The sequence below is a fragment of the Pseudomonas sp. NFACC04-2 genome (assembly GCF_900119265.1).
GTDB lineage: Bacteria > Pseudomonadota > Gammaproteobacteria > Pseudomonadales > Pseudomonadaceae > Aquipseudomonas > Aquipseudomonas fluorescens_AA.
In genome coordinates, this window is sequence record NZ_FPJC01000016.1 from 26,250 (window position 1) to 51,356 (window position 25,107).

The 25,107-nt window shown below is 61.4% G+C and carries 24 protein-coding genes and 1 pseudogene; 11 read left to right on the forward strand and 14 right to left on the reverse strand.

Annotation, left to right across the window (positions count from 1 at the left end):
* Nucleotides 1-35: 35 nt before the first annotated feature.
* The 3 genes from BT125_RS20110 to BT125_RS20120 all read left to right on the forward strand — a co-directional run bounded on the left by BT125_RS20110 (nucleotide 36) and on the right by BT125_RS20120 (nucleotide 1,931).
* Nucleotides 36-761 carry a PA1041 family peptidoglycan-binding anchor lipoprotein gene (locus BT125_RS20110; RefSeq protein ID WP_072409597.1) on the forward strand — a complete coding sequence of 242 codons (726 nt, stop codon included), beginning with the start codon at nucleotides 36-38 and terminating at the stop codon, nucleotides 759-761.
* Between the two features lie 146 nt (nucleotides 762-907).
* Entirely contained in the window at nucleotides 908-1,180 is a 273-nt protein-coding gene (locus BT125_RS20115) for a DUF1145 domain-containing protein (protein WP_072409599.1), read from the forward strand.
* The gene (locus BT125_RS20120) at nucleotides 1,173-1,931 is read left to right on the forward strand and encodes a collagen-like triple helix repeat-containing protein (RefSeq protein ID WP_072409601.1); all 759 of its coding nucleotides are present in this window, start codon (nucleotides 1,173-1,175) and stop codon (nucleotides 1,929-1,931) included. The genes BT125_RS20115 and BT125_RS20120 overlap by 8 nt, the downstream gene beginning before the upstream one ends.
* A 123-nt stretch (nucleotides 1,932-2,054) precedes the next feature.
* Here BT125_RS20120 and BT125_RS20125 read toward each other — a convergent pair whose 3' ends face one another.
* Nucleotides 2,055-2,519: a CopD family protein gene (locus BT125_RS20125; protein WP_072409603.1), complete on the reverse strand. Its 465-nt coding sequence runs from the start codon at nucleotides 2,517-2,519 to the stop codon at nucleotides 2,055-2,057.
* A 99-nt stretch (nucleotides 2,520-2,618) separates the two neighbouring features.
* Between BT125_RS20125 and dinG the strand changes: the two genes are divergently transcribed.
* From dinG to pdxH, 4 genes are all read left to right on the forward strand, one after another.
* A complete protein-coding gene (dinG, locus tag BT125_RS20130) occupies nucleotides 2,619-4,763 on the forward strand; it encodes an ATP-dependent DNA helicase DinG (RefSeq protein ID WP_063322679.1) in 2,145 nt (714 codons plus the stop codon).
* Between the two features lie 265 nt (nucleotides 4,764-5,028).
* The gene (locus tag BT125_RS20135; RefSeq protein ID WP_072409605.1) at nucleotides 5,029-6,174 is read left to right on the forward strand and encodes a serine hydrolase domain-containing protein; all 1,146 of its coding nucleotides are present in this window, start codon (nucleotides 5,029-5,031) and stop codon (nucleotides 6,172-6,174) included.
* A gap of 117 nt (nucleotides 6,175-6,291) precedes the next feature.
* Nucleotides 6,292-7,428 carry an OmpA family protein gene (locus BT125_RS20140; RefSeq protein ID WP_072409607.1) on the forward strand — a complete coding sequence of 379 codons (1,137 nt, stop codon included), beginning with the start codon at nucleotides 6,292-6,294 and terminating at the stop codon, nucleotides 7,426-7,428.
* Nucleotides 7,429-7,451: 23 nt separating this feature from the next.
* Entirely contained in the window at nucleotides 7,452-8,099 is a 648-nt protein-coding gene (gene pdxH / locus BT125_RS20145) for a pyridoxamine 5'-phosphate oxidase (RefSeq protein ID WP_072409609.1), read from the forward strand.
* Here pdxH and BT125_RS20150 read toward each other — a convergent pair.
* On the reverse strand, nucleotides 8,047-8,331 hold the full coding sequence (locus BT125_RS20150) for a hypothetical protein (RefSeq protein WP_072409611.1): 285 nt from the start codon (nucleotides 8,329-8,331) through the stop codon (nucleotides 8,047-8,049). The genes pdxH and BT125_RS20150 overlap by 53 nt on opposite strands.
* A 171-nt stretch (nucleotides 8,332-8,502) precedes the next feature.
* Here BT125_RS20150 and BT125_RS20155 point away from each other — a divergent pair, with 171 nt between their 5' ends.
* Complete coding sequence (locus BT125_RS20155; RefSeq protein ID WP_047228399.1) at nucleotides 8,503-8,967, forward strand: outer membrane lipoprotein; 465 nt, start codon at nucleotides 8,503-8,505, stop codon at nucleotides 8,965-8,967.
* Nucleotides 8,968-9,141: 174 nt separating this feature from the next.
* On the opposite strand, the gene nhaA is transcribed toward BT125_RS20155, so the two are convergent.
* Nucleotides 9,142-10,329, reverse strand: coding sequence for a Na+/H+ antiporter NhaA (nhaA, locus tag BT125_RS20160; RefSeq protein WP_072409613.1), 1,188 nt, complete (start codon nucleotides 10,327-10,329; stop codon nucleotides 9,142-9,144).
* A gap of 271 nt (nucleotides 10,330-10,600) precedes the next feature.
* Between nhaA and BT125_RS20165 the strand changes: the two genes are divergently transcribed.
* A complete protein-coding gene (locus BT125_RS20165; RefSeq protein ID WP_072409615.1) occupies nucleotides 10,601-11,695 on the forward strand; it encodes a PLP-dependent cysteine synthase family protein in 1,095 nt (364 codons plus the stop codon).
* Nucleotides 11,696-11,817: 122 nt separating this feature from the next.
* Here BT125_RS20165 and BT125_RS20170 read toward each other — a convergent pair whose 3' ends face one another.
* The 3 genes from BT125_RS20170 to BT125_RS20180 form a co-directional block, all read right to left on the reverse strand.
* Complete coding sequence (locus tag BT125_RS20170) at nucleotides 11,818-13,431, reverse strand: NAD(P)/FAD-dependent oxidoreductase (protein ID WP_072409618.1); 1,614 nt, start codon at nucleotides 13,429-13,431, stop codon at nucleotides 11,818-11,820.
* A 73-nt stretch (nucleotides 13,432-13,504) separates the two neighbouring features.
* The gene (locus BT125_RS20175; RefSeq protein WP_072409778.1) at nucleotides 13,505-14,179 is read right to left on the reverse strand and encodes a COG3650 family protein; all 675 of its coding nucleotides are present in this window, start codon (nucleotides 14,177-14,179) and stop codon (nucleotides 13,505-13,507) included.
* A gap of 61 nt (nucleotides 14,180-14,240) precedes the next feature.
* Complete coding sequence (locus BT125_RS20180) at nucleotides 14,241-14,840, reverse strand: short chain dehydrogenase (RefSeq protein ID WP_072409620.1); 600 nt, start codon at nucleotides 14,838-14,840, stop codon at nucleotides 14,241-14,243.
* Between the two features lie 104 nt (nucleotides 14,841-14,944).
* Between BT125_RS20180 and BT125_RS20185 the strand changes: the two genes are divergently transcribed.
* The gene (locus BT125_RS20185; RefSeq protein ID WP_072409622.1) at nucleotides 14,945-15,859 is read left to right on the forward strand and encodes a LysR family transcriptional regulator; all 915 of its coding nucleotides are present in this window, start codon (nucleotides 14,945-14,947) and stop codon (nucleotides 15,857-15,859) included.
* Between the two features lie 171 nt (nucleotides 15,860-16,030).
* On the opposite strand, the gene BT125_RS29720 is transcribed toward BT125_RS20185, so the two are convergent.
* The 7 genes and pseudogenes from BT125_RS29720 to BT125_RS20210 form a co-directional block, all read right to left on the reverse strand.
* Nucleotides 16,031-16,156 carry a hypothetical protein gene (locus BT125_RS29720; RefSeq protein ID WP_256573803.1) on the reverse strand — a complete coding sequence of 42 codons (126 nt, stop codon included), beginning with the start codon at nucleotides 16,154-16,156 and terminating at the stop codon, nucleotides 16,031-16,033.
* Nucleotides 16,157-16,288: 132 nt separating this feature from the next.
* Nucleotides 16,289-16,387: pseudogene (locus BT125_RS29020) on the reverse strand (DUF2282 domain-containing protein); the annotation flags it as partial.
* A 273-nt stretch (nucleotides 16,388-16,660) separates the two neighbouring features.
* Nucleotides 16,661-17,362 carry an ABC transporter ATP-binding protein gene (locus tag BT125_RS20190; RefSeq protein WP_072409624.1) on the reverse strand — a complete coding sequence of 234 codons (702 nt, stop codon included), beginning with the start codon at nucleotides 17,360-17,362 and terminating at the stop codon, nucleotides 16,661-16,663.
* Entirely contained in the window at nucleotides 17,363-18,130 is a 768-nt protein-coding gene (gene livG / locus BT125_RS20195) for a high-affinity branched-chain amino acid ABC transporter ATP-binding protein LivG (RefSeq protein WP_072409626.1), read from the reverse strand.
* Nucleotides 18,127-19,383: a high-affinity branched-chain amino acid ABC transporter permease LivM gene (locus BT125_RS20200; RefSeq protein WP_060738895.1), complete on the reverse strand. Its 1,257-nt coding sequence runs from the start codon at nucleotides 19,381-19,383 to the stop codon at nucleotides 18,127-18,129. The genes livG and BT125_RS20200 overlap by 4 nt, the downstream gene beginning before the upstream one ends.
* Nucleotides 19,380-20,303 carry a high-affinity branched-chain amino acid ABC transporter permease LivH gene (livH, locus tag BT125_RS20205; RefSeq protein WP_014336891.1) on the reverse strand — a complete coding sequence of 308 codons (924 nt, stop codon included), beginning with the start codon at nucleotides 20,301-20,303 and terminating at the stop codon, nucleotides 19,380-19,382. Before livH ends, BT125_RS20200 begins: the two co-directional genes overlap by 4 nt.
* Before the next feature lie 230 nt (nucleotides 20,304-20,533).
* The gene (locus tag BT125_RS20210) at nucleotides 20,534-21,661 is read right to left on the reverse strand and encodes a branched-chain amino acid ABC transporter substrate-binding protein (RefSeq protein WP_072409628.1); all 1,128 of its coding nucleotides are present in this window, start codon (nucleotides 21,659-21,661) and stop codon (nucleotides 20,534-20,536) included.
* A 340-nt stretch (nucleotides 21,662-22,001) separates the two neighbouring features.
* Here BT125_RS20210 and BT125_RS20215 point away from each other — a divergent pair, with 340 nt between their 5' ends.
* Complete coding sequence (locus tag BT125_RS20215) at nucleotides 22,002-22,307, forward strand: DUF2288 domain-containing protein (RefSeq protein ID WP_072409630.1); 306 nt, start codon at nucleotides 22,002-22,004, stop codon at nucleotides 22,305-22,307.
* A 288-nt stretch (nucleotides 22,308-22,595) separates the two neighbouring features.
* Here BT125_RS20215 and BT125_RS20220 read toward each other — a convergent pair whose 3' ends face one another.
* On the reverse strand, nucleotides 22,596-24,773 hold the full coding sequence (locus BT125_RS20220) for a hypothetical protein (protein WP_072409632.1): 2,178 nt from the start codon (nucleotides 24,771-24,773) through the stop codon (nucleotides 22,596-22,598).
* Between the last annotated feature and the right edge of the window lie 334 nt (nucleotides 24,774-25,107).

Here is a 25,107-nt window from a genome sequence, read left to right on the forward strand (position 1 = left end):
GACCGGTATGGGCCGGTGACACAGGAGCCTTCACCATGAACGTTCTAATCAGGGCCGCCTTACCGGTACTGCTGGCAAGCAGTCTGTTGTCCGGCTGCGCCACTCACAGCGACGGCAGCGCACCCCTCAATCAACGCACCTGGCCAATCTGTAGCCTGGTCGGTGGCCTCGTCGGCGGCGGGTTGGGGGCCATTGAAAGCAGTGGTTGGGCCGCCGGCGGCGCCGCATTGGGGCTGCTGGGCGGTGGCTTGATCTGCTACGCCCAGGATGGCGATGAAGACGACGACGGTGTGTTCGACCGGCGCGACCGTTGTCCCGATACCCCGGCCAATACCCCGGTCGAGCATCACGGTTGCCCGGTGCCGCAATACCCGGCCAGTGCGCCACCGGTCGAACCGCAAGCACCGGCGAGCGAGGTCATCACCCTCAACGACGCGGGCAACGTGCTGTTCGATTTCGACAAATCCGATCTCACCGCCGACGCTCGAAGCCAGCTCGATGGGCTGATGGGCAAACTCAGCCATGCCAATGTCGCCAGCATCCGGGTGGTGGGCCACACTGACAGTGTCGGCACTGATGCCTATAACCAAGGGCTGTCCGAGCGTCGGGCCAGCAGCGTTGTGGAGTATTTGCTGACCCAGGGGCTGGCCCCCGGCAAAATCACCAGCGAAGGTAAGGGTGAAAGCGAGCCGGTGGCCGACAATGATACCGATGAAGGACGGGCGCAGAACCGTCGGGTTGAATTGCATGTTCAACGCTGAGGCGCGGCCCAGGGCTGCCGGGTCGTCGGGAGGACGATCCGGTTGGCCAGGGCCCGGGTTAGATTAAATTTACCGGACCCTCTGGCTTATCCTGCGCGCAAGCCGTTACTGTGCGGGCAAAGGATAATGCTCGATCAGGGGGGCGTATGAAGGTGTTTTGGGGGCTGGGGCGCTTGCTGACCCTGCTGTTCTGGCTGGTGGTGCTGGTCAATCTGGTCGTGCCGTTCGTCCATCCGCTGCATCTGCTGGTCAATGTCGCCGGTGCGTTTTTGCTGGTACTCCATTTGCTGGAACTGCTGTTTTTCCGGGCCAGTTTCCGTGGCCGTCCTGCGCCTGGCCGTGATCGCCTCAGAGTGCTGCTGTTCGGCATCTTCCACGTGCAAACCCTCCCGACCGCGCCAGAGGCTTCCCATGCGTAAATTGTGTCTGCTTGCCGCACTCGTATGCCCATGGGCTTCGGCCCAGGTGCTCCAGGTCGAAGGCCATTCGTTGATGCGCTTGCCCAATACCACCAGCACCCTGACCCTGGAGCGGCTGGACGTGGCCGATTACGGCACGCTGCTGGTGCCTTCCAATGTCACTGAATTGACTATCGACCAGTTGCACCTGGGGCGTGAGGCGCGGATCGCCATCGTGCCGGCGCAGCAGGTACTGGAAATGAAAGTGGCCCAGGCAGAACTGGCCGAGGGCAGCCAGATCACTTCGCGCGGTGCACCGGGGACCTACACCAAGGCCGCGCGGCCGGGGCGTGATCTCAACCTGCATTTCAAGGTGTTGAATGCGCCATTGTTGTCGGTGGACGCCCGTGGCGGCAATGGTGCACCGGGTTTCGTCGGTCTTGACGGTGCCAATGGCCAGGCGCCGGGTTGCACTTGGGGTTCGGCCGGTCGCGGTGCCGACGGCAGCAATGGCAGTGATGGCCAGCCGGGAGCCGCTGGTGCGCAGGTACGCCTCGAGCTGCCACGGGCCTACCCAGCCGAGCAGATCAAGGTGACGGTGGACGGCGGTGCCGGTGGCGCGGCGGGACACGGCGGCAAACCCGGGGCGGGAGGCAAGGCCAAGGGGTGCCTGGTCTATACCGCGGATGGCGGCAAAAGTGGCCGCCCTGGCGCCGATGGCCAGCCAGGGCCTGCCGGAGCGGCGGGGACTGTGACGGTACAGCGGTTCTGACGAAAAATCTGTCCCGACCTGTGGGAGCGAGCTTGCTCGCGATGGCGTTGTGTCAGTCGATGAAGTAGTGCTGATACACCGTCATCGCGAGCAAGCTCGCTCCCACAGGTCTCTATGTGATTTTCAGAACATCGGCCGCACCGCACCAATCGCCACCACCAGCAACCCGATCAACAAATTGATCCCCACCAACCGCCGGATCTTCCCCAGCACCGCCGCACCCGTCGGCCAGTCCTGCGCCGTCACGGCGTTGCGCAATGCGGGCAGCTGCAAGCCCTGGATGCGGATAAACAGCGCCGTCATCACCACATACAACCCCATCATCACCTGCACATAACGCGGCGCGGTTTCGAAACCGGCGAAGCGCAGATGGATCAGGCCGACGCCGCTGATCGGCAAAAGTGCGACCGCGATCCAGACCCAGACGAAAAAACGCTGAAACACTTCTACCCACAACTTGAGCCGGGCAGGGCCCTCAAGCGCCGTCATTGCGGCGGGGCGCAGGATCATCCAGGCGAAGAACATGCCGCCGACCCAGACCAGGGCCGCCAGTAAATGCAGGGTGTAGACGAGGGCGAAGGGTGTCATTGGGTTACTCCGTTCTGCGCAGGATTCATTAGCGGGGTATGATAGCCGCCGATCCGAACCACTGAAAATTTATCCAGCGTTTTTTGCGCCCGACCATTCATGATCAGCACCGAACTCAAAACCACGATCCAGGGCGCCTATTCGCGTTTTCTCGAAGCCAAGAGCCTCAAGCCGCGATATGGCCAGCGCCTGATGATTGCCGAAGTGGCAAAAGTCCTGGGTGACATCGATACCGACGACGAAGGCCGGCGCAGCGGCGAGCCTGCCGTTGTGGCGGTGGAGGCCGGCACCGGTACTGGCAAGACCGTGGCCTACAGCCTGGCGGCGATTCCCACCGCCAAGGCCGCCGGCAAGCGCCTGGTGATCGCCACGGCCACCGTCGCCCTGCAGGAACAGATCGTCTACAAGGACCTGCCCGACCTGATGCGCAACAGTGGGCTGAACTTCACGTTCGCACTGGCCAAGGGCCGCGGGCGTTATATGTGCCTGTCCAAGCTCGACATGTTGCTCCAGGAAGGCCACGCGCAGACCGCCACGGCCCAGTTGTTCGAAGAAGAAGGCTTCAAGATCGAGGTGGATGAAGCCAGCCAGAAGCTGTTCACCAGCATGATCGAGAAGCTGGCCGGCAATAAATGGGACGGCGACCGCGACAGCTGGTCCACGGCCCTGGAAGATGCCGACTGGTCCCGCCTGACGACCGACCATAGCCAGTGCACCAACCGCCATTGCCCGAACTTCGGCCAGTGCGCCTTCTACAAGGCTCGCGAGGGCATGGGCAAGGTCGACGTCATCGTCACCAACCACGACATGGTCCTGGCCGATCTGGCCCTGGGCGGCGGTGCGGTGCTGCCGGACCCGCGCGACACGATCTACGTGTTCGACGAAGGCCATCACCTGCCGGACAAGGCCATCGGCCATTTCGCCCATTACACCCGACTGCGTTCCACCGCCGACTGGCTGGAAACCACCGCCAAGAACCTCACCAAACTGCTGGCCCAGCATCCGTTGCCGGGTGACTTGGGCAAGTTCATCGAACAGGTGCCGGAACTGGCGCGGGAAATCAAGACGAACCAGCAGTTCATGTTCACCGCGTGCGAGCAAGTGGCCGATTTCAAGCCCGGCGAAGACGTCGAGGGCCGGGAGCGGCCACGCCATCGCTTCGTCGGCGGAGTGATTCCTGAACACATGCGCGAAATGGGCATCGAGCTCAAGAAAGGTTTCGCGCGCCTGACCGACCTGTTCACGCGCCTGACCGACCTGCTCAAGGAAGGCATGGACGGCGAGGTCAACATCGGTATCGCCAGCAACCAGGCCGAGGAGTGGTACCCGCTGTTCGGCAGCCTGTTGTCCCGATCCCAGGGCAACTGGGAGCTGTGGACGGCATTCACTGCCGAAGACCCGGAGGACAACCCGCCGATGGCGCGCTGGCTGACCCTGGCCGAAAGCGGTTCGCTATTCGACATCGAGGTCAATGCCAGCCCGATCCTGGCGGCGGAAATGCTGCGGCGCAACCTGTGGAACGTGGCCTATGGCGCGCTGGTGACGTCCGCCACGCTGACCGCCCTGGGCACGTTCGACCGCTTCCGCATGCGCGCAGGCCTGCCCAAGAAAGCCGTGACCGCCGTGGTCCCGAGCCCCTTCCATCACGCCGACGCCGGCGTGCTGCGGGTGCCCGACCTCAAGGCCGACCCACGGGATGCTGCTGCCCACACCGCGGCGATCATCCGCGATCTGCCGGAACTGGTGGAAGGCTCACGGGGCACGCTGGTGCTGTTTTCCTCGCGCAAACAGATGCAGGACGTGTTCGATGGCCTTGATCGTGACTGGCGCAAGCAGGTGTTCATCCAGGGCAACCTGTCGAAGCAGGAAACCCTGAACAAGCACAAGGCACGGGTCGACGGTGGGGACTCCAGCGTGCTGTTCGGCCTGGCGAGCTTCGCCGAAGGCGTGGACTTGCCCGGTGCCTATTGCGAGCACGTGGTGATTGCCAAGATCCCTTTCTCGGTTCCCGACGACCCCGTGGAGGCGGCGCTGGCCGAGTGGATCGAGGCCCGCGGTGGCAACCCGTTCATGGAAATCTCCGTGCCGGACGCTTCGCTGAAGCTGGTCCAGGCGTGTGGCCGCTTGCTACGTACTGAAGAAGACCGGGGCACCATCACCTTGCTTGACCGACGGCTGGTAACCCAGCGCTATGGCAAGGCGATCCTCAATGCATTGCCGCCGTTTCGGCGGGAGATTTCTTGATGCCCTGTCATTTTGTGGTTAGGGAGCTATTCGTGGCGAGGGGATTTATCCCCGCTGGGGCGCGAAGCGGCCCTGAAGCCAGGCGACTCGGAGTGCCAGATATACAGAGTTGGCTGTTCGGGGGCTGCTTCGCAACCCAGCGGGGATAAATCCCCTCGCCACAATGACAGTGTCCAGCCAGCCGTCCTGTGGCGGTTCCCAAATGACCTAATGCCTGAAACAATGCCAGCCACTCTAAAAAGTCTTTGTTTCAAGGGAGTTGCGGGTGCAGATTCAAGGCCATTATGAACTTCAGTTCGAGGCGGTGCGTGACGCGTTCGCGGCGCTGTTCGATGATCCCCAGGAGCGCGGCGCGGCGTTGTGCATCCAGATGGGTGGCCGCACGGTGATCGACCTGTGGGCTGGTAGCGCCGACAAGGACGGCCGTGAAGTCTGGCACAGCGACACCATCGCCAACCTGTTTTCCTGCACCAAGACGTTCACCGCCGTCACCGCTCTGCAACTGGTGGCCGAAGGCAAGCTGCAGTTGGACGCCCCGGTAGCCCGCTATTGGCCGGAGTTTGCCGCGGCCGGCAAGCAATCCATCACCCTGCGCCAACTGCTCTGCCACCAGGCTGGGCTGCCGGCGCTGCATGAACTGCTGCCCCCCGAAGCGCTTTATGACTGGCAAGCCATGGTCGATGCCCTGGCTGCCGAAACGCCTTGGTGGACGCCTGGCGAAGGCCATGGCTACGCCGCGATCACCTATGGTTGGCTGGTGGGGGAGTTGCTGCGCAGGGCCGACGGTCGTGGTCCGGGAGAGTCCATCGTCGCCCGGGTCGCCAAGCCATTGGGCCTGGATTTCCACGTTGGCCTGGCCGACGACGAGTTCCATCGCGTGGCCCACATCGCCCGTGGCAAAGGCAATGCCGGCGATGCGGCGGCCCAGCGCCTGCTGCAGGTGACGATGCGTGAGCCCACGGCCATGACTACCCGGGCCTTTACCAACCCACCGTCGATCATGACCAGCACCAACAAGCCGGAATGGCGGCGCATGCAACAACCGGCGGCCAACGGCCACGGCAATGCCCGCAGCCTGGCGGGCTTCTATGCTGGGCTGCTGGACGGCAGCCTGCTGGAAGGTGAAATGCTCGACGAACTGACTCGCCAGCACAGCTTTGGCGAGGACAAGACATTGTTGACCCAGACCCGTTTCGGCCTGGGTTGCATGCTCGACCAGCCGGATGTGCCGAACGCGACCTATGGCCTTGGCCCACGGGCGTTCGGTCATCCGGGGGCCGGGGGCTCCATCGGGTTTGCCGATCCCGAACATGATGTAGCGTTCGGTTTCGTGACCAACACGCTCGGGCCTTACGTTTTGATGGACCCGCGCGCGCAAAATCTTGCGCGGGTGTTTGCCACTTGTCTATAAAACGCCATTGAAAGCCATGGACACAGGAACCTCGTGTCCTTTTCAGTTTCGAAGCGTCTGTTTATGCGGCCAAGACACGGCCTTGTTTTTTCATTTTGATCATTTTGTGGATATCCAATGTCATCGAATAAAACCCTCGCTCTGGCGCTGTGCTTCGCTATCACTGGTTGCGCACAAACCCCACAAAATGATGCCGAGGGCAGCAGTGGCTGGTGGCCGTTCGGCTCTTCCGACAAGGTGGCGGCCAAGGAAACGGCGCCAGCGGCGCCCCTGAAGCCTGCCGCCGTCGCACCGCAAGCCAAGGCCGAAGGCGCGAGCCACTGGTGGTGGCCATTCTCTTCCGAGGAAACCGCCGCAGACGCCGCCAGAAAAGTCGAAGCAAAGGCAGAAGCCCAAGCCAAGCCTGAGGCCAAGGCGCCGACAGCTGTTGCCAAGGCCGAAGCCGAAAGCAATGGCAAGTGGTGGTGGCCGTTCGGTGGCAAGGATCAGGAAACCGCCAAGGCGGTGCCGATGCCCGATCCTAAAGTCACCCAAGCCTGGCTCGACGATTACGAGCCGAAGCTGCGCACGGCGATCCAGGACAGCAAGCTCGAACTCGAGCGCCGCGACGACGTGCTGGTGGTCACCGCCCCCGTGGACGGCTCTTTCAACCCGGACCGTCCGGCCATGCTGCTGCCCGTGACTCTCGGCCCGTTCACCCGCGTGGCGAAGATCCTTGAAGCCGATCCGAAGACTGCCGTGCTGATCCTTGGTCACGCCGACACCTCGGGCGCCGCACCGGCCAACCTCAAACTCAGCCAGGAGCGTGCCCAGTCCGTGGCGGCGATTTTCCGCCTCAGCGGTCTGCAACGTGATCGCCTGATGCTGCGCGGCATGGGCGCAGTGGCGCCACGTGCGGCCAACGACAGCGTTGAGGGCCGCGCTTTGAACCGTCGTGTGGAATTGCTGGTTACGCCGGCCAACACCATGGTCGCGCTGCTGAGCAAATACAACATGCCAGCCCCAGCCCCACTGACGATGGTTGCCGCCCAGGATGTGAAGCCTGCTGCGCCGGCGCCTGCGCCTGCGGCCAAAAAAGCGGTGGCCTCGACCAGCAAAGCCTCGGCCAAGAAAGCACCGGCCAAAAAAGCCGCGACCAAAGCGCCTGCAAAGAAGGCCGCGGCCAAGCCCGCTACCTCAGCGAAGAAGCCTCAACCGGCCAAAGCCGCCACCGACACCAAGAAAGTCGCGGCTACCGATACCCCCAAGCAGTGATGGGCTAACACAAGGAATGCGCCATGACCCAAGCGCTGACTGATATGCGCCGCGACTATACCCGCGACGGCTTGACCGAGGCACAAGCCCCGGCCGAGCCGTTTGCACTGTTCCACCAATGGTTCGCCGACGCGGTGAAAACCGAGCAGGCCCCGGTGGAGGCCAACGCCATGACGCTGGCCACAGTGGATGAGCAGGGACGTCCGCACTGCCGGATCCTGCTGCTCAAGGGCCTGGATGCCCAGGGTTTTACGTTCTTCACCAACTACGACAGCGCCAAGGGCCAGCAACTGGCCGCGAATCCGTTTGCCGCCATGACGTTTTTCTGGCCGACCCTTGAGCGCCAGGTGCGCATCGAGGGCAAAGTGGTGAAGGTCACGGCGCAGGAATCGGACGCCTACTACCAAGTCCGTCCGCTGGGCAGCCGCTTGGGCGCCTGGGCGTCACCCCAGAGCCGCGTGATTGCCGGGCGCGGCGAACTGGAAGACCTGCTCAAGGCCACCGAACAGCGCTTCAGTGACAGCCAACCCCACTGCCCGGAGCATTGGGGCGGTTATCGTTTACTGCCCGAGCGCATCGAATTCTGGCAGGGCCGGCCGAGCCGCCTGCACGATCGCCTCAACTATCGCCTGCAAGGGGCGCAGTGGACTCGCGAGCGTCTGGCGCCTTAGCATCGGAATAACCTGCCGCGGCGGTCTGGAGCCACAGCGGCAGGTCACGGCGCTTGATGCCTTGTGCCTGGGCGCGGGCCAATTGTTGCAACATGTAGGTTTTCTTTTGCCCATCCGGCCCCGCCAGTGAAAGCGCCAGATCGCGATCCATCCAGCGTTTGATCCGCAGGTACAGCCACCAGTGGAAGTACAAACCGGCCACGGTGGTGGCGACGATAATGAAATAATCCATGAAAAATTCCAGGGTTGATGACGCAGGTTTCGGAAATTGACGCTACTGTTTGGTGAATTTTTCGGGCGCGCCTGTATCCCACCTGAATGAAAACAATTTTATCCCGGCGAGGCCGTGACAGGCGTCAAGCTGCGGAGTTTAATGAATCCCTGTCTTTTGGAGTTTGATGCTATGCGTAAGTCTGTTTTGCTGGTTGCTTCCTTTTCCACGATGGCGATGTTGCTCACTGGCTGTCAGTCGAGCCTGACCGGTGACTCCTATTCCCGTGACGAAGCGCGTCGCGTGCAGACGATTCGCATGGGCACGATCGAAGCCTTGCGTCCGGTCAAGATCGAAGGCACCAAGACCCCTATCGGCGGTGCGGCCGGTGCTGTGGTCGGTGGTGTAGGCGGCAGCGCCATCGGTGGTGGCCGTGGCAGCATCGTCGCTGCCGTGATCGGCGCCGTGGCGGGTGGCCTGATTGGTTCCGCTACCGAAGAAGGCCTGACGCGTACCCAGGGTGTGGAAATTACCGTTCGTGAAGATGACGGCAGCATGCGTGCCTATGTGCAGCAGGTTCAGGAAAACGAGGTGTTCCGTGTGGGTGAGCGGGTTCGTATTTCCACTGTGGATGGTACGAGTCGCGTATCGCACTAAGCTTGAGTCGGTAAGTGAAAACGGCGCTTATTCCGGGAATGGAAAGCGCCGTTTTTTTATGGCTTCGTTTCGGGTGACGGGTGTATATCCGTTTTTTGCGTTACCGCAGAAACGGATATACACACCATTCCTTAACCTCCCATGGCTCTCAAGACGCTAACGCAGAAGCAAGGATCAGCCAGGCAATGCAGGCTGCTTGCGACTGGCCGCCGCCGTCACCGCATAACCCAGCAACGCCGCCAGGATCGAACCGGTGAGGATCCCCATTCGGTCCATGCCAGCGTAGTCACTCACACCCGGTTCGAACGCCAGGGAACCAACGAATAGGCTCATGGTAAAACCAATCCCGCAGAGGATTGCCACGCCCAGGACCTGGCCCCAATTGGCGCCGGCGGGCAGGCTGGCGATGCCGATTTTCACGGCCAGCCAGGTCAGGCCGAAGACGCCGACGGTCTTGCCCAGCAACAGGCCGATGGCGATGCCCATCGGCACGTGATGGGTGAAGCTCTCGACGGTGATGCCGCTCAGGGACAGGCCGGCGTTGGCGAAGGCGAACAGCGGCAGGATGCCATAGGCCACCCAGGGATGCAGGGCATGTTCCAAGGTGAGCAGCGGCGAAGTCTCGGCGTTTTTCGTGCGTAGCGGGATGCAGAACGCCAGGGTGACCCCCGCCAACGTGGCATGGACACCGCTCTTGAGCACGCAGATCCAGAGGATCAGGCCCACCACCATGTAGGGCCCGAGCTTGACCACGCCCATCCGGTTCATCGCCACCAGCGTGGCGATGCAGGCGGCTGCCAGCATGAGCGACACGGTCGACAGGGCGCCGGAATAGAAGATGGCGATGATGATAATGGCGCCCAGGTCATCGATGATCGCCAGGGTCATCAGGAAGAGTTTGAGCGACACCGGCACCCGCTTGCCGAGCAAGGCCAGCACGCCGAGAGCGAACGCGATGTCGGTGGCCGTCGGAATCGCCCAGCCGGCGAGGGCGGCCGGGTTGTCGCGGTTGAGAAACCAGTAGATCAGCGCCGGCACCACCATGCCGCCAATCGCCGCCGCGCCCGGCAAGACGATTTGCGACGGCTTTGATAGTTGCCCGTCGAGTACTTCACGTTTGACTTCGAGACCGATGAGCAGGAAGAACATCGCCATCAGGCCGTCGTTGATCCACAGCAGCAGGGGTTTGGCGATCTTCAGAGCGCCCACCTGGGCGACCACCGGGGTATCCAGCAGGCCGTTATACAACCAGGACAGCGGTGAATTGTTGATGACCAGGGCCAGTACGGCGGCGGCGATCAGCAGCAGGCCGCTAGCAGCCTCCAGTTGGAAAAAACGTGTCAGAGAATTGCGTAGAGCCACGATCGCTCTCCATGTATCGAATCAAAAAGATGGCACACCCTAACCCGTACTGTTAGTTGTTAAAACAAAAGTTATATTCTTTTTTGTTATATGGCGTTACAAGGCCTGCGCCACGCAGTCGGCAGTTACGGGCCATATTGGACCTTAGCTGTACCTGTGCGTGATGTCGGTTTTTTCCTAAGCTGGCGTCTGGTTTTTTCCGAACTCTAGCCGTGCCTGCACGGCCGCGTGATCTCCCCCACGCCGAACACGATCAGTGAGCAAACACACCATGAACGACCACCGCCAGTGGGCCCGTGAAGCGATCCGCATCATCGAGGCAGACTTCCAGCGCAGCGCCGATACCCACCTGATTCCGCTGCCGCTGCCTGGCCTGCCGGGCATTGAGCTGTACTTCAAGGATGAGTCCAGTCATCCCACCGGCAGCCTCAAGCATCGGTTGGCCCGCTCGCTGTTTCTCTATGCATTGTGTAATGGCTGGCTCAAGCCCGGTGCGCCGGTGATCGAGGCCTCCAGCGGCTCGACGGCGATTTCCGAGGCTTACTTCGCCAGGTTGCTGGGCCTGCCGTTCATTGCGGTGATGCCGGCGACCACCTCCAGAGAAAAAATCGCACAGATCGCTTTCTATGGCGGCCAAAGCCACCTGGTGGCTGATCCTACGCAGATCTACGCCGAATCCGAGCGCCTGGCCCGCGAGCATGACGGGCATTTCATCGACCAATTCACCTATGCCGAGCGTGCCACGGACTGGCGGGCCAATAACAACATTGCCGAATCGATCTTCCAGCAGATGCGCTTCGAGCGGCATCCGGAGCCCACGTGGCTGATTTCCAGCCCCGGCACCGGCGGTACCGCGGCCACCCTGGGACGCTATGTCCGTTACCGCCAGCACGGCACCCGCGTGCTGTGTGCCGACGCCGAGCGTTCGGTGTTCTTCGATTACTACCGCAGTGGCGACGCCAGCCTGCGCCTGGATTGCGGTTCGCGCATCGAGGGTATCGGCCGGCCGCGAGTCGAAGCGTCGTTCCTGCCGAACGTCATCGATGCGATGGTCAAGGTGCCGGACGCCTTGTCGCTGGCGGCCATGCATTACCTGGCCGAGCGCCTGGGACGACGGGTCGGCGGGTCCAGCGGCACCAACCTGATCGGCGCGCTCATGGCGGCCCGGCAGATGGCAGATGCGGGGGAGTCGGGCTCGATCGTGGCAATCTTGTGTGACGGCGGCGAGCGCTATGCCACGACCTATTACGATCCGGCATGGCTCAAGGCCCAAGGCTATGAGCTGAGCGGGCTGATGGACATCGTGGCGGCGAGTGTGGAGCGGGGCGAGGCACTGCCAGAGAGTGTATTGCGGGCCAATATCTGATCCTGAGTAAACCGAGGTCCCTTGTGGGAGCGGGCTTGCTCGCGAAGGCGGCAGATCATTCAACATCAATGTTGGCTGACAGTACGCCTTCGCGAGCAAGCCCGCTCCCACAGGGCCAACTGTCAGGCTTCGAGACCGAGAATGTCCCGCGCCACGGCCTCGGCAATCCGGATCCCGTCCACCCCCGCTGACAGAATCCCGCCCGCATAACCGGCGCCTTCACCCGCCGGGAACAGGCCCTTGACGTTCAGGCTCTGCAGCGATTCGTTGCGGGTGATGCGCAGGGGCGACGAGGTGCGGGTTTCGATGCCGGTCAGCACGGCGTCGTGCAGCGAGTAGCCGCGAATCTGTTTCTCGAACGCCGGCAAGGCTTCGCGGATGGCTTCGATGGCGAAGTCCGGCAAGGCCAGGGCCAGATCACCCAGGGACACCCCAGGCTTGTAGGAAGGTTCGACGCTGCCCAGCGCCGTAGACGGCTTGCCGGCGATGAAATCGCCCACCAATTGCGCCGGGGCCTCGTAGTTGCTGCCGCCGAGCACGAACGCGTGGGATTCCAGGCGTTCCTGCAACTCGATACCGGCCAGCGGGCCACCCGGATAATCCACTTCCGGGGTAATGCCGACGACGATGCCAGAGTTGGCGTTGCGCTCATTGCGCGAATACTGGCTCATGCCGTTGGTGACGACGCGGTTCGGCTCGGACGTCGCCGCTACCACGGTGCCGCCCGGGCACATGCAGAAGCTGTACACCGAGCGACCATTCTTGGCGTGGTGCACCAGTTTGTAGTCGGCGGCGCCAAGTTTCGGATGGCCGGCGTACTTGCCCAGGCGCGCGCTGTCGATCAGCGATTGCGGGTGTTCGATGCGAAAACCCACCGAGAACGGCTTGGCTTCCATATACACGCCACGGCTGTGGAGCATACGGAACGTGTCCCGGGCACTGTGGCCGAGGGCCAGGATCACGTGTTTCGAATGAATGCGTTCACCGCCGGCCAATTCGACGCCGACCAGTTGGCCGTCCTCGATCAGCACATCGGTGACCCGCTGCTGGAAGCGTACTTCGCCGCCCAGGGCGCGAATCTGCTCACGCATGGTTTCCACCACGCCTGTCAGGCGGAACGTGCCGATGTGCGGCTTGCTGACGTAGAGGATTTCTTCCGGCGCCCCGGCCTTGACGAATTCGTGCAGGACCTTGCGGCCAAGGAATTTCGGATCCTTGATCTGGCTGTAGAGCTTGCCGTCGGAAAACGTCCCTGCGCCGCCTTCACCGAACTGCACATTGGACTCGGGGTTGAGCACGCTTTTGCGCCACAGGCCCCAGGTGTCCTTGGTGCGCTGGCGCACTTCGGGGCCACGTTCGAGGATGATCGGCTTGAAACCCATCTGTGCCAGCAACAGGGCGGCGAAAATCCCGCACGGGCCGAAGCCGACCACGATCGGCCGCTCGCTCAAGTCGGCCGGTGCCTGGCCCACCACTTTGTAGCTGATATCCGGCGCTTCGTTGACGTTACGGTCATCGGCGAACTTGCGCAGCAGGCTGGCTTCATCACGGACCGTCAGGTCGATGGTGTAGATAAAGCACAGTTCGGAGGATTTCTTGCGCGCATCGTAGCTGCGCTTGAACAGGGTGAAGTCGAGCAGGTCATCGCTGGCGATGCCCAGGCGCTGCACGATGGCAGGGCGCAGGTCTTCTTCGGGGTGATCGATTGGCAGCTTGAGTTCGGTGATTCGTAACATGGCGGGGTCCGGTTCGCGGGATGCACAACTGCACCAGGGCGTGAACCGGCGATTATAAGCCAAAAGCTGTGAATCAGTCGTCGCGCGCGCCACCGAAGTAGGCGCAGCCGCGTTGGACCTGGCCATTGACCCGTAGCTCGGCGCTCATGTGTTGCACGCTGTCGCTGACGCTGTCGACGCAACGGGCAGGTGTGACCCACAGCTCGACTTTCTGGCCGTTGGCCTCGGTGCCCAAGTTGAAGCGGCCATCGCCCAATTGCTCCTCGACGTAAGGCACCGCCAGCGGCGGCTGGCCTTCGCGGTCCAGCACCAGGCCCTTGCCACTGGCCTTGAGCGTCCATTCCGGGCTGTGTCCCGCGGCGCGCAGGGTCACCCGTTTGAAGTCGACGTCCTCGCAAGCCGTTCCCGAGCGTTCCAGGCGATACAGCTGTTCAACGTCCAACTGACTGTCGGTGCCGGCCGCTGCGCTGGAAACGATACGGCCACGTACATCGGCAAACAGCTTGCCCTGGTCATCGGCCAGGCTGGCGGCCTGTTGCAGCACACTGGTGCCACCGCTGTCGTTGACGATGTAGCGGCGCTGTTCCTGGCAGGGCTGGAACACCAGTTTGCCATCGGCCGCCGTGAGTTCGCCTTGCAGGCGTGGCTGGCCGGCGTGGGAGGCGCTCTGACGTGGGGTGTCGAGCAATTGGCAGCCGGTGAACAGCGGCAGGAGGGCGACAAACAGCAGGGAGCGGGCGGCACGCATCATTGGGTCTCCAGACAAGTGCCGCCACGTTACTCAGACTGATCCTGCATCACAAGGGGTGTTAGCCCACGTGAAAGGTCTGACCGGTTTGCAGGCCTTCGACGCTCTTGGCGTAGGCCAATGCTACATCCACTGCGGGGACGGGTTTGAAGCCGCGGAAATAAGGCGCGTATTGGTCCATGGCTTCCAGCAGCACGTTCGGGCTCACCGAGTTGACCCGCATGCCCTGTGGCAACTCGATTGCCGCGGCGCGCACGAAGCTGTCCAGGGCGCCGTTGACCAGGGCCGCCGAAGCACCGCTCTTGATCGGATCGTGGCTGAGCACGCCGGTGGTGAAGGTGAAGGAGGCACCGTCATTGGCGAATTCGCGACCGATCAGCAGCAGGTTGACCTGGCCCATCAGCTTGTCTTTCAAGCCCAAGGCAAAGCTGTCTTCGGTCATGTCGGCCAGGGGCGCAAAGGTGACGTTGCCGGCGGCGCAGACCAGGGCGTCAAATCGGCCAGTCCTCTCGAACAGGGCGCGAATCGAGGCGCTGTCGCTGATATCCAACTGCAATTCACCACTGTGGCGGCCGATCCGAACGATTTCGTGGCGGGGCGACAGTTCTTTATCAATGGCCGAACCGATGGTGCCGTTGGCGCCGATCAACAGGATTTTCATGAGCTGTTCCTTAGTGGGTTGAACGAGTTTTCAGTCTAGAGGGGTTCTTTCCACTGATAATCATGCTAATAGGCAACCTTTGGTTTTCATTTGGAAACAATCCAATGAGCGAAATGGATGACCTGGCGGCGTTTGCCGTGTTGATGGAGGCCGGCAGTTTTACCTTGGCGGCCCAGCAATTGGGGTGCAGCAAGGGCCAGTTGTCCAAGCGCATCAGCCTGTTGGAGAGCCGGTTTTCAGTGGTGTTGCTGCAACGCACTACACGGCGCTTGAGCCTCACGGCGGCAGGGGCGGCGTTGTTGCCTCAGGCCCAGGCGCTGTTGGTGCAGGTGGAAAGGGCGCGTCAGGCATTGGCTCGGTTGAAGGATGACATTTCCGGGCCGGTGCGTATGACGGTTCCGGTTTCGTTGGGTGAAACCTTCTTCGAGGGCTTGCTGATGGAGTTCGCTCGCACGTATCCCAACGTGCAGATCGAACTGGAGCTCAACAACGGCTACCGTGACTTGAGCCGCGATGGTTTCGACCTGGCGATCCGCTCCGACGCCGCCATCGATGAGCGGCTGGTGGCCCGGCCATTGTTGGCGTGGCACGAAATGACCTGCGCCAGCCCGGCCTACCTTGAACACTATGGCGAGCCTGAGACGCCCCAGGCCCTGGCCGAGCACCGCTGTTTGCTCAACAGCCACTACAGCGGCCGGGAAGAATGGCTTTACCATCAACAACACGAACTGTTGCGGGTCCGAGTGTCGGGGCCGTTCGCCAGCAATCACTACAGCCTGCTGAAAAAAGCCGCCCTGGCCGGTGCCGGAATCGCCCGGCTGCCGTCGTACCTGCTGCATGAAGAGTTGGCAGACGGACGCCTGCATTGGCTGCTGCGCGACTACCAGACCCGGCGCATGCCAATGTACCTGGTACACCCGTACCAGGGCGGCCTGCCCAAGCGCACCCAGGTGCTGGCCGACTATTTGATCGACTGGTTCAAGCGCAGTGGCGAGGCGTTGGATCGGCTACAGCGATAGTCCATCCATTGGTCAGTCCCTGTGGGTGGCCTGGATGTTTCGACCTGCCCAGATTCCTGTGGGAGCGAGCTTGCTCGCGATAGCGGTGGGTCAGCTTGCACAAATACCGGATGTACCACCGCCTTCGCGAGCAAGCTCGCTCCCACAGGGGATCTGTGAGGGGGGCTGTGTTCAGCCGCGGGCGTAACGCTTGGCTATCAGGTGATCACGGGCCATCAGGTAGAGCAAGACCGCCGCCCAGGTGCCATGGGTCGGGTAGGCGTCGGGGTAGACGAACACCCGGAGGGTCACGGTCATGCCGAGCGCAATACCTGTTCGGTTAGGAGATGGGCAATGGCCTGGTGGCGGATGAGCCCCGCCAGGGTGTGTTCCAGGTCAAGATCGATTGAGGCCTCAATGGCAGCCGTCAGGGAAAACCCTTGTTGTGTCGTCGGCTGCGTGAACGGTCGGGACGGTTGTCATGCTCAGGGCTGAACCGAGGGCGAGGACCAAGGCAGCGGCGGACAGGGTACGGGTCGAGGCAGTCATGGTGATTCTCCAGTCTTCAGGGAAATGAACTGGCGTTAGCGCCGGTCTGCTGAACTAGAAAAGGGCGGTGTGAAAGCGTTACAGCGGACTCTCGATTTTTATGCACTGCAAAGCCCGTGGCGAGGGAGCTTGCTCCCGCTCGGTTGCGCAGCAACCGCAAAATCTTGGGGCCGCTGCGCAGCCCAGCGGGAGCAAGCTCCCTCGCCACAGGGGATTGCGAGCGGTCCGGGCAAAAAAAACGGCCCGAAGGCCGTTTCTTTTACTGCGACAGACTCAACCGCCCAGATACGCCTCGCGCACTTTCGGATCGGTCAGCAGGGCTTCACCGGTGCCTTGCATCACCACGCGACCGTTCTCTAGCACGTACGCCCGGTCGGCGATTTTCAGCGCCTGGTTGGCGTTCTGCTCCACCAGAAACACCGTCACGCCATCCTTGCGCAGTTGCTCGATGATGTCGAAGATCTGCTGGATGATGATCGGTGCCAGGCCCAGGGAAGGCTCGTCGAGCAGCAGCAGCTTGGGTTTGCTCATCAGCGCACGGCCGATGGCAAGCATTTGCTGTTCGCCGCCGGACATGGTGCCGCCGCGCTGGGTGAAGCGTTCTTTCAGGCGTGGGAAAAGGTGCAGGACCTTGTCCATTTGTTCCTGGTAGTCGCCCTTGTCGGTGAAAAATCCGCCCATGGCGAGGTTTTCTTCCACGGTCAGCCGGGCAAATACCCGACGGCCCTCAGGTACCACGGCGATGCTCTTGCGCATGATCTGCGCCGATTCCTGGCCCACCAGTTCCTCACCCATGTAGCGGATGCTGCCGCTGTGGGCCTGGGGCGAACCGCAGAGCGTCATCAGCAGGGTGGATTTGCCGGCACCGTTGGCACCGATCAGCGTGACGATTTCGCCCTGGCGGACTTCGACGTTGACGCTGTGCAGGGCCTGGATCTTGCCGTAGAAGGTGGAAACGTTTTCGAACTGCAGCATTTACGCTTCCCCCAGGTAGGCTTTGATCACTTCAGGATTGTCGCGGATCTGTTCCGGCGTACCGTCGGCCAGGGGCGTGCCCTGATTGATCACGACGATGTGGTCGGAAATGCTCATGACCAGCTTCATGTCGTGCTCGATCAGCAGCACGGTGACGTTGTGCTCTTCACGCAGCACGCCGATCAGGGCTTTCAGGTCTTCGGTTTCCTTGGGGTTCAGGCCGGCGGCCGGCTCGTCGAGCATGAGGATCCGCGGGCGGGTCATCATGCAGCGGGCGATTTCCAGGCGCCGTTGCTGACCGTAGGCCAGGGTGCCGGCGGTACGGTTGGCAAACTCGGTGAGGTTGACCTTGTCCAGCCAGTACTTGGCGTACTCCATGGCCTCGCGTTCGCTTTTGCGGAACGCAGGGGTCTTGAACAGGCCGGCAAAGAAGTTGGTGTTCAAGTGACGATGCTGGGCGATCAACAGGTTCTCGACCGCCGTCATATCCTTGAACAGCCGCACGTTCTGGAAGGTGCGCACCACACCCTTGCGGGCGATGTGGTGGCCGGGCAGGCCCTGGATCGGCTCGCCGTCCAGCAGGATGGTGCCGCCGGTGGGCTGGTAGAAGCCGGTCAGGCAGTTGAATACGGTGGTCTTGCCCGCGCCGTTCGGCCCGATCAAGGCAACCACTTGCTTCTCTTTCACGGTCAGGGCCACGCCGTTGACCGCCAGCAAACCGCCGAAGCGCATGCTCAAATTTTCGACTTTCAGGATCTCGCGGCTCATTTGCGCAGCTCCATGTGGGGGCGTTGCATAGGCAGCAGACCTTGAGGACGCCAGATCATCATCAGCACCATCAAGGCGCCGAACATCAACATGCGGTATTCGCTGAATTCACGCATCATTTCCGGCAGCAGGATCATCACGATCGCCGCCAGGATCACGCCCAACTGCGAGCCCATCCCGCCCAGCACCACGATGGCGAGGATGATCGCCGACTCGATGAAGGTGAAGGATTCCGGCGTCACCAGGCCTTGGCGAGCGGCGAAGAAGCTGCCGGCAAAACCGGCGAACGCAGCGCCGAGGGTAAAGGCCGACAGTTTGATCACGGTTGGGTTGAGACCCAGGGCACGGCAGGCGATTTCGTCTTCACGCAGTGCCTCCCAGGCGCGACCGATCGGCATGCGCAGCAGGCGGTTGATGACGAACAGCGCGGCCAGGGCCAGCAACAGGGCAACCAGGTAGAGGAAGATCACCTTGTTGATCGAGTTGTATTCCAGGCCGAAGTACTCGTGGAAGGTTTGCAGGCCTTCGGCGGCTTTACGTTCGAAGGTCAGGCCGAAGAACGTCGGTTTCTCGATGTTGCTGATGCCGTTCGGGCCGCCGGTGATGTCGGTCAGGTTGCGCAGGAACAGCCGGATGATCTCGCCAAAGCCCAGGGTCACGATCGCCAGGTAGTCGCCGCGCAAGCGCAGGACCGGGAAACCCAGCAGGAAACCGAAGGTGGCGGCCATCATCCCGGCGATTGGCAGGCAGATCCAGAAGCTCAGGCCGAAGTAGTGGGACAGCAGCGCATAGCTGTAGGCGCCGACGGCGTAGAAGCCGACGTAACCCAGGTCCAGCAGGCCGGCCAGGCCTACGACGATGTTCAGGCCCAGGCCCAGCATCACGTAGATCAGGATCAGCGTGGCGATGTCCACCGCGCCGCGAGAGCCGAAGAACGGCCATACCAGGGCCACGACGATCAGGCCCAGCACGATCCAGCGCTGGGTCGACGGCAGGGTCAGGAAGTGGCTGGCCTTGGCCGGGATCACCGGCAGGCCGGGCGAAGACTTCCACGCCGCGCTGATCTGCGTGCTGAACAGCACGCGCACGAACATCAGCAGCGAGCACACGGCGATGGTCGCCAGGATCGCCGGGCTGGTGCCGTGAACTTCCAGGTTGATGCCGACGATGGTCAGTTTAAGACCCAGTACCGGGTAGGCCACGGCCCACACCAGCAGGGCGCTGAAAAGCGCCGATTTGAGATGCCTAGTCATACTTTCTCAACCTCCGGGCGGCCCAGGATGCCGGTCGGCCGGAATAACAGAACCAGAACCAACAAGCCGAACGCCACGACGTCCTTGTACTGGTCGCCGAAGATGTCGGCGCCAAAGGCTTCCGCCACGCCCAGCACCAGCCCGCCGAGCATCGCCCCGGGGATGCTGCCGATGCCGCCCAGTACCGCGGCGGTGAAGGCTTTCAGGCCAACGAGGAAGCCGGCGTTGGGGTTGATCACGCCGTATTGCATGCTCAACAGCACCGCGGCGATGGCCGCCAGGGCCGCACCGATGACGAAGGTCAGGGCGATGATGTTGTTGGTGTTGATGCCCAGCAGGTTGGCCATCTTGATGTCCTCGGCACAGGCGCGACAGGCGCGACCGAGTCGGGAACGGGAGATGAACAGCGTGAGGCCGAGCATGGCGACCAGGGTCACCACGAACACCACGATTTGCATGTAGGAAATCAGCACTTCATGTGCCCCGCCTGGCCCGATGGCAAAGTTGCCCGGGATCAGGTTGGGAATGGATTTGTCCTTGGAGTCTTGCGAAAGCAGTACCGTGTTCTGCAGGAAGATCGACATACCGATGGCGGAAATCAGCGGGATCAGACGGTTGCTGCCGCGCAGGGGGCGGTAGGCAATCCGTTCGATGCTGTAGCCATAGGAACTGGTTACCACGATGCTCGCGATGAACGCCGCGGTCATCAACAGCGGGACACTGTCGAGTCCCATCATGGCCAGCCCGGCGATGGCGATAAACGCCACGTAGGAGCCGATCATGTACACCTCGCCGTGGGCGAAGTTGATCATTCCAATGATGCCGTAGACCATCGTATAGCCGATGGCGATCAGGGCATACGTGCTGCCAACGGTCAGACCGTTAACCAGCTGCTGGAAGAAGTGATAGATGTCAGGCATTACAGCGCTCCTAAAAACCTGATACGCATTTCACTGGTGGAGTCATTTTCCCGCCCGGGCCCCGTGGATCTGCATCCACTTCGAACACGAGGTTTGCCAGCGAACCGCTGATGACGGTTTTGAGATTTTCAGGTGGGGAGACTGGCGGATCACGCCAGCGCGGCCCAATACATTTAAAACAAAGCCCACGGCACGCCGTGGGCTTTATTGGCAGTCAGTCAGGCCAGGCCTTACTGAGGCGAAGCTTCGGTTTTAGGTTTGCCGAAATGCCACTCGTAGACCACGAACTTGAAGTCCTTCAGGTCGCCCTTCGCGTCGAAGCTCAGGTCGCCCGTCGGCGTCTTGAAGGTGCCGGCGTGGATGGCTTCAGCCACTTTGCCTGCGTCTTCGCTCTTGGCTGCGGTGATGGCCTGGGCAATCACTTGGACAGCGGAGTAGGACGGGAACACGAACGGACCGCTCGGATCTTCTTTCTTGGCCTTGAACGCGTCAGCCAGGGCAACGTTGGCCGGATCCTGGTCGAAGGATTTCGGCAGGGTCACCAGCAGGCCTTCGGAGGACTCCTTGGCGATTTGCGAGATGGAGTCGTTACCCACGCCTTCCGGACCCATGAACTTGGCCTTCAGGCCTTTTTCCTGGGATTGACGCAGGATCAGGCCCAGCTCCGGGTGGTAGCCGCCGTAGTAGACGAAGTCGACGTTGGCTTGCTTGAGCTTGGCGATCATCGAGGAGAAGTCTTTGTCGCCGGCGTTCACGCCTTCGAAAACGGCCACTTTCACGCCTTTGCCTTCGAGGGTTTTCTTCACGGCGCTGGCGATGCCTTCACCGTACTGCTGCTTGTCGTGCAGGACCGCAACGACCTTTGGCTTGACGTGGTCGGCGATGTAGTTGCCGGCCGCAGGGCCTTGGGCGCTGTCCAGGCCAATGGTGCGGAAGATCATCTTGTAGCCGCGAGCGGTGATGTCCGGGCTGGTAGCCGCCGGGGTGATCATGATCACGCCTTCGTCTTCGTAGATGTCGGAAGCTGGCTGGGTAGAACTGGAGCACAGGTGGCCGACCACGAACTTGACGCCGTCGTTGACGACTTTGTTCGCGACCGCGACCGCTTGTTTTGGATCACAGGCGTCATCGTACTCGACGGCGACGAGCTGCTTGCCGTCGACGCCGCCCTTGGCGTTGATCTGTTCGATGGCCATTTTCGCGCCACTGAACTGCATGTCGCCGTATTGGGCTACAGGGCCGGTCTTCGGGCCGGCGATGGCGATCTTGATGGTGTCGGCGGCAAACGAATGGCTGGCAACCCCGGCCAGAACCATAGCGGCAAACAGTTTGGAAATCTGCTTAGTAGCCTTAGTCATAGTGCTCCACTCATGCTGTTGTAGTTTTTATAGTCCTGGCGCCGTAGCAGCAGAACCGGGTCAGATATCTTGGATACCCTCGCGGAAAATGCCCCCGGCAACTGTACCGGTACAGTGTAGAGCGCCGATTGTTGGCAAGGGAAGCTGGCGCTTGGGGGCAAAACCTGGGGGTGTCGCTTAATTGAAAGAAAAAGACAGAATAGCGGCGGGGCTTGTCCGGTCGTTTCGGCAATCCTTGGCTTTCCTGCGCTTTTCAATCGGTACCGCAATTTGCTACCGGGTTTTTCTGCCAGACCACCGACGTTATCATTCGCGCCGATTTCTTTTCCGGACAGGTCCCATGAATCAAGAACCTAGCACCCTCTATGCCAAGCTGCTTGGAGAAACCGCATCCATCACCTGGAAAGAGCTGGAGCCGTTCTTTGCCAAGGGTGCCCTATTGTGGGTCGATCCGGCACTGGATTTGATCGCCGCCGCCGAGGCCGTTGCCCAGGACGAAGGTACCAAAGTCGCCGCCTGGCTGGCCGCCGACCAGCTCGCCAAGCTGTCTGAAACGCGGGCGCTGGATTTTCTGAAGCGCGATCCGCAGCTTTGGGCGGTGGTGGTTTCGCCGTGGATTATGATCCAGGAAAGGGCGTCGAATTGATCGGCGCACCAATATGGGTCGTTATTTTTGTCGTGCAAAAGTGTGTAGGTGAGTAGCGTGATGGCAGCCTGCCGTGGCGAAACGCCACAGGGCAGGGTGACGTATACGTAACGGGAACAGTTTATTGGGCAGCCTTTGGGCTGCTTAATTGTTTCTGGATGTTGTTCCGGTGGTTGAGCCAAGACCGCTATCGCGAGCAGGCTCGATCCCACAGTGGGCCTGTGTGCACAGAACCCTTGTGGGAGCGAGCTTGCTCGCGATCGAGGCGACGCGGTCTCCGCACCAGCCTCAGTAAGTCCTGCCAGTATGGTTATTCAAGGAAATGACCTTGGTCTTGCCAATGCGGTGACGGTAGATCTCGCGCAGGTACTTGATGGATTTCTTCACGCAGTCGCGGGACAGGCGGATGTCGTTGATCGAGACGAACTTGTCCTTGTCACTGATCAGCTCGCGGTACTTTTTCTCGTACATCGGCTTGATCGCGTACCAGTTGGTGTCGAGGATCTTCGCCGGGTTTTCGAACTCGTTGAGCAGGTCGTCGATGCGTGCTTCGTCGAAGTCTTCATTGATGATGAAGTCCAGGATCGAGTTGTCCAGGGTGTCGTCGAAACGGTATGGAGTACGGGCGAAGCAGCGTTTGATGAAGGCCACGATCAGGGTCAGGAAATCATCCGACAGGCACGGGCTCTTGGCGATCAGGGTGGTCAGCGACAGGTTCGCCGAGGCACCGATCACCAATGCGTAACGCTTGAGCGTGGTGTTGGGGAACAGGCTGTTGAGGTGGGTCTTGAGCCGGTTCAGGTCCATGTAGGACAGCTTGTAGTCCTTGGGCAAGGAGACGATGGACACCACCGACGAGCAGTTCTTGAAGAAGTGCAGGTCATGCAGGGCCGCGGCGTCGTAGCCGGAATTCTTGTATTGCTCCAGCGAGGCGCGGTAGCGCTTGGATTCGATCGGCAACAGGCTGATGCCTTCGATGGCCTGGGTGACTTTGTTGAAGTGCGGCAGGTCGATGGAGCGGAAGAACAGGTCGTCGATGTTCAGGCGCGGCGGCTCTTTCTCGAATACCTTGAACTTGTCGCCGCTCGGCGCCGGGGTTTCCGGGACGACAGACTCGGCGTAGGCGATTGCCACCGGGCCGGCCAGGCTCATGAACAGGTCGTTGGCGTCCAGGCGAATGGTTTCGCCGATGTCGATGCCGGCACGGCGGAAGTAGTTCTGGTCGTAGTCGGTGGTGACGGCCTGGGCCGTCAGGATGTTGAAGATCTGCTGGGAGATGTACTGGTTGGCGTGCTTCTCCATGGCATTGACATCAATGTTCTGGATGTTGCCGTCATCGCTTTCTTCGGCATAGCGCATGATGTCGTTGGAGATCAGCATCATCGCGTTCCACGGGCGGATACGGCCCATCACGCTGGCCTCGCTGCTGTCTTCATTGGCGAAGTTGTACGAGAAATCCCATTCTTCCGACAGGTACTTGCACAGCAGGCGTCCGGCGTTGATGTGCAAGGCTTCGGACATTTCGCTGCGGTGGTCGGAAATGTTCGGCAGCACGCAGATGCCGCTGGTGAAGATCGGCTCGAAGACGAAGGAGTGGCCGCTCTTGCTGTCGTGTTCGTCCATCGGCTTGGTGTCGAACGTCTTGTTCATGTACGAGTACTGCTGGGCCAGGCCGAATTCCGAGGCCATGCCCGAACCGGTACCGCCGCCGGCGCTGAAGATCGAGAAGTACAGGCGCGACTGGTTGGCCTTGATGCCGCAGCTGTCGATCAGGTACGAATGGATCATTTTCCAGTCGGGGCTGGAGAAGCGCTGGGTGTCCTTGTTCAGGATGATCTTGGCCAGGTACTGGCCGAGGATCGGCGCGTTACCGGCGCCACCGGCGTGGACTTCCGACAGGTCCATGATTTTCATTTTGCTGTAGTCGCGCAAGAAGCCGCTTTTTTCGCCCTTGCGCGAGAAACGGATGCGCCCGGCGATGTCCTTGTCCAGGTCGCCGAGCATCACCAGCGGCTCTACCAGGAACACCGGCTTGCTGGCCTTGCTGGTGCCCAGGCGCAGGTTGTTGCGGATCCATTGTGCGGGGCTGTAGCCCTTGTCGCTGTAGCCTTTGTCTTCGGCGTTGAATTCGTTGAGGTAGAACTTGCGGGCGTTGTACACCAGCTCGGCCACGTCCAGGGCGATGTTGGAGCCGCAGCGACCCAGGCCGATCAGGCACACCGACGGGAACTCCTGCTGGGCGCGGTCGTATTCGTCGTCCACCAGGTGCGGCGGACGCGGGAACACGGTGTCACGCAGGCCGTCGAGGTTATCGAGGATACGGTCGGTGTTGGTTTCGGTGAAATACAGATATTGCTGGGTCGACAGAGGGCGCGGGGGGCTCGACGGCTTCGAGACTTCCGGGCCGTTGGCGGCGGGGCTCAAGGTCAGATCGGATACCGCAGTGGCTGTTTTTTTTGAAGTCATTGTGCGCCATGTGCCTGAACTGGTGGCTCGACGAGTGCGGTCATCGAACGCTCACGGATGGGAATTCGCGCCTGGGTAAACGCGAAAATCGGTCCAAGCGGTCAGGGCTGCGGCCTGAGCAGCGCTCGGGATATTCTTTTTTCTTGATCACGTTGGATCGGCCACCGGACTTCGATCTTTAACCAGCAAAAGGCAAAATGGTGGCAATTGTTACAGGAGTTTGATTGGCATCAAGAAATACGCCGCTTCCCATGGGTGGGTATCAGTCTTGCGAATGATTGGAGACAGCGCCCGTACCGCTGTCTAGATTGCATATCCAGGCCACGGACCGTTG

What these genes read in the sequence shown, in the direction of transcription:
- BT125_RS20110 (WP_072409597.1), top strand. Translation starts at nt 36, where the DNA reads ATGAACGTTCTAATCAGGGCCGCCTTACCGGTACTGCTGGCAAGCAGT.
- BT125_RS20115 (WP_072409599.1), top strand. Translation starts at nt 908, where the DNA reads ATGAAGGTGTTTTGGGGGCTGGGGCGCTTGCTGACCCTGCTGTTCTGG.
- BT125_RS20120 (WP_072409601.1), top strand. Translation starts at nt 1,173, where the DNA reads ATGCGTAAATTGTGTCTGCTTGCCGCACTCGTATGCCCATGGGCTTCG.
- BT125_RS20125 (WP_072409603.1), bottom strand. Translation starts at nt 2,519, where the DNA reads ATGACACCCTTCGCCCTCGTCTACACCCTGCATTTACTGGCGGCCCTG.
- dinG (WP_063322679.1), top strand. Translation starts at nt 2,619, where the DNA reads ATGATCAGCACCGAACTCAAAACCACGATCCAGGGCGCCTATTCGCGT.
- BT125_RS20140 (WP_072409607.1), top strand. Translation starts at nt 6,292, where the DNA reads ATGTCATCGAATAAAACCCTCGCTCTGGCGCTGTGCTTCGCTATCACT.
- pdxH (WP_072409609.1), top strand. Translation starts at nt 7,452, where the DNA reads ATGACCCAAGCGCTGACTGATATGCGCCGCGACTATACCCGCGACGGC.
- BT125_RS20150 (WP_072409611.1), bottom strand. Translation starts at nt 8,331, where the DNA reads ATGGATTATTTCATTATCGTCGCCACCACCGTGGCCGGTTTGTACTTC.
- BT125_RS20155 (WP_047228399.1), top strand. Translation starts at nt 8,503, where the DNA reads ATGCGTAAGTCTGTTTTGCTGGTTGCTTCCTTTTCCACGATGGCGATG.
- BT125_RS20165 (WP_072409615.1), top strand. Translation starts at nt 10,601, where the DNA reads ATGAACGACCACCGCCAGTGGGCCCGTGAAGCGATCCGCATCATCGAG.
- BT125_RS20170 (WP_072409618.1), bottom strand. Translation starts at nt 13,431, where the DNA reads ATGTTACGAATCACCGAACTCAAGCTGCCAATCGATCACCCCGAAGAA.
- BT125_RS20175 (WP_072409778.1), bottom strand. Translation starts at nt 14,179, where the DNA reads ATGCGTGCCGCCCGCTCCCTGCTGTTTGTCGCCCTCCTGCCGCTGTTC.
- BT125_RS20180 (WP_072409620.1), bottom strand. Translation starts at nt 14,840, where the DNA reads ATGAAAATCCTGTTGATCGGCGCCAACGGCACCATCGGTTCGGCCATT.
- BT125_RS20185 (WP_072409622.1), top strand. Translation starts at nt 14,945, where the DNA reads ATGAGCGAAATGGATGACCTGGCGGCGTTTGCCGTGTTGATGGAGGCC.
- BT125_RS29720 (WP_256573803.1), bottom strand. Translation starts at nt 16,156, where the DNA reads ATGACCGTGACCCTCCGGGTGTTCGTCTACCCCGACGCCTACCCGACC.
- BT125_RS20190 (WP_072409624.1), bottom strand. Translation starts at nt 17,362, where the DNA reads ATGCTGCAGTTCGAAAACGTTTCCACCTTCTACGGCAAGATCCAGGCC.
- livG (WP_072409626.1), bottom strand. Translation starts at nt 18,130, where the DNA reads ATGAGCCGCGAGATCCTGAAAGTCGAAAATTTGAGCATGCGCTTCGGC.
- BT125_RS20200 (WP_060738895.1), bottom strand. Translation starts at nt 19,383, where the DNA reads ATGACTAGGCATCTCAAATCGGCGCTTTTCAGCGCCCTGCTGGTGTGG.
- livH (WP_014336891.1), bottom strand. Translation starts at nt 20,303, where the DNA reads ATGCCTGACATCTATCACTTCTTCCAGCAGCTGGTTAACGGTCTGACC.
- BT125_RS20210 (WP_072409628.1), bottom strand. Translation starts at nt 21,661, where the DNA reads ATGACTAAGGCTACTAAGCAGATTTCCAAACTGTTTGCCGCTATGGTT.
- BT125_RS20215 (WP_072409630.1), top strand. Translation starts at nt 22,002, where the DNA reads ATGAATCAAGAACCTAGCACCCTCTATGCCAAGCTGCTTGGAGAAACC.
- BT125_RS20220 (WP_072409632.1), bottom strand. Translation starts at nt 24,773, where the DNA reads ATGACTTCAAAAAAAACAGCCACTGCGGTATCCGATCTGACCTTGAGC.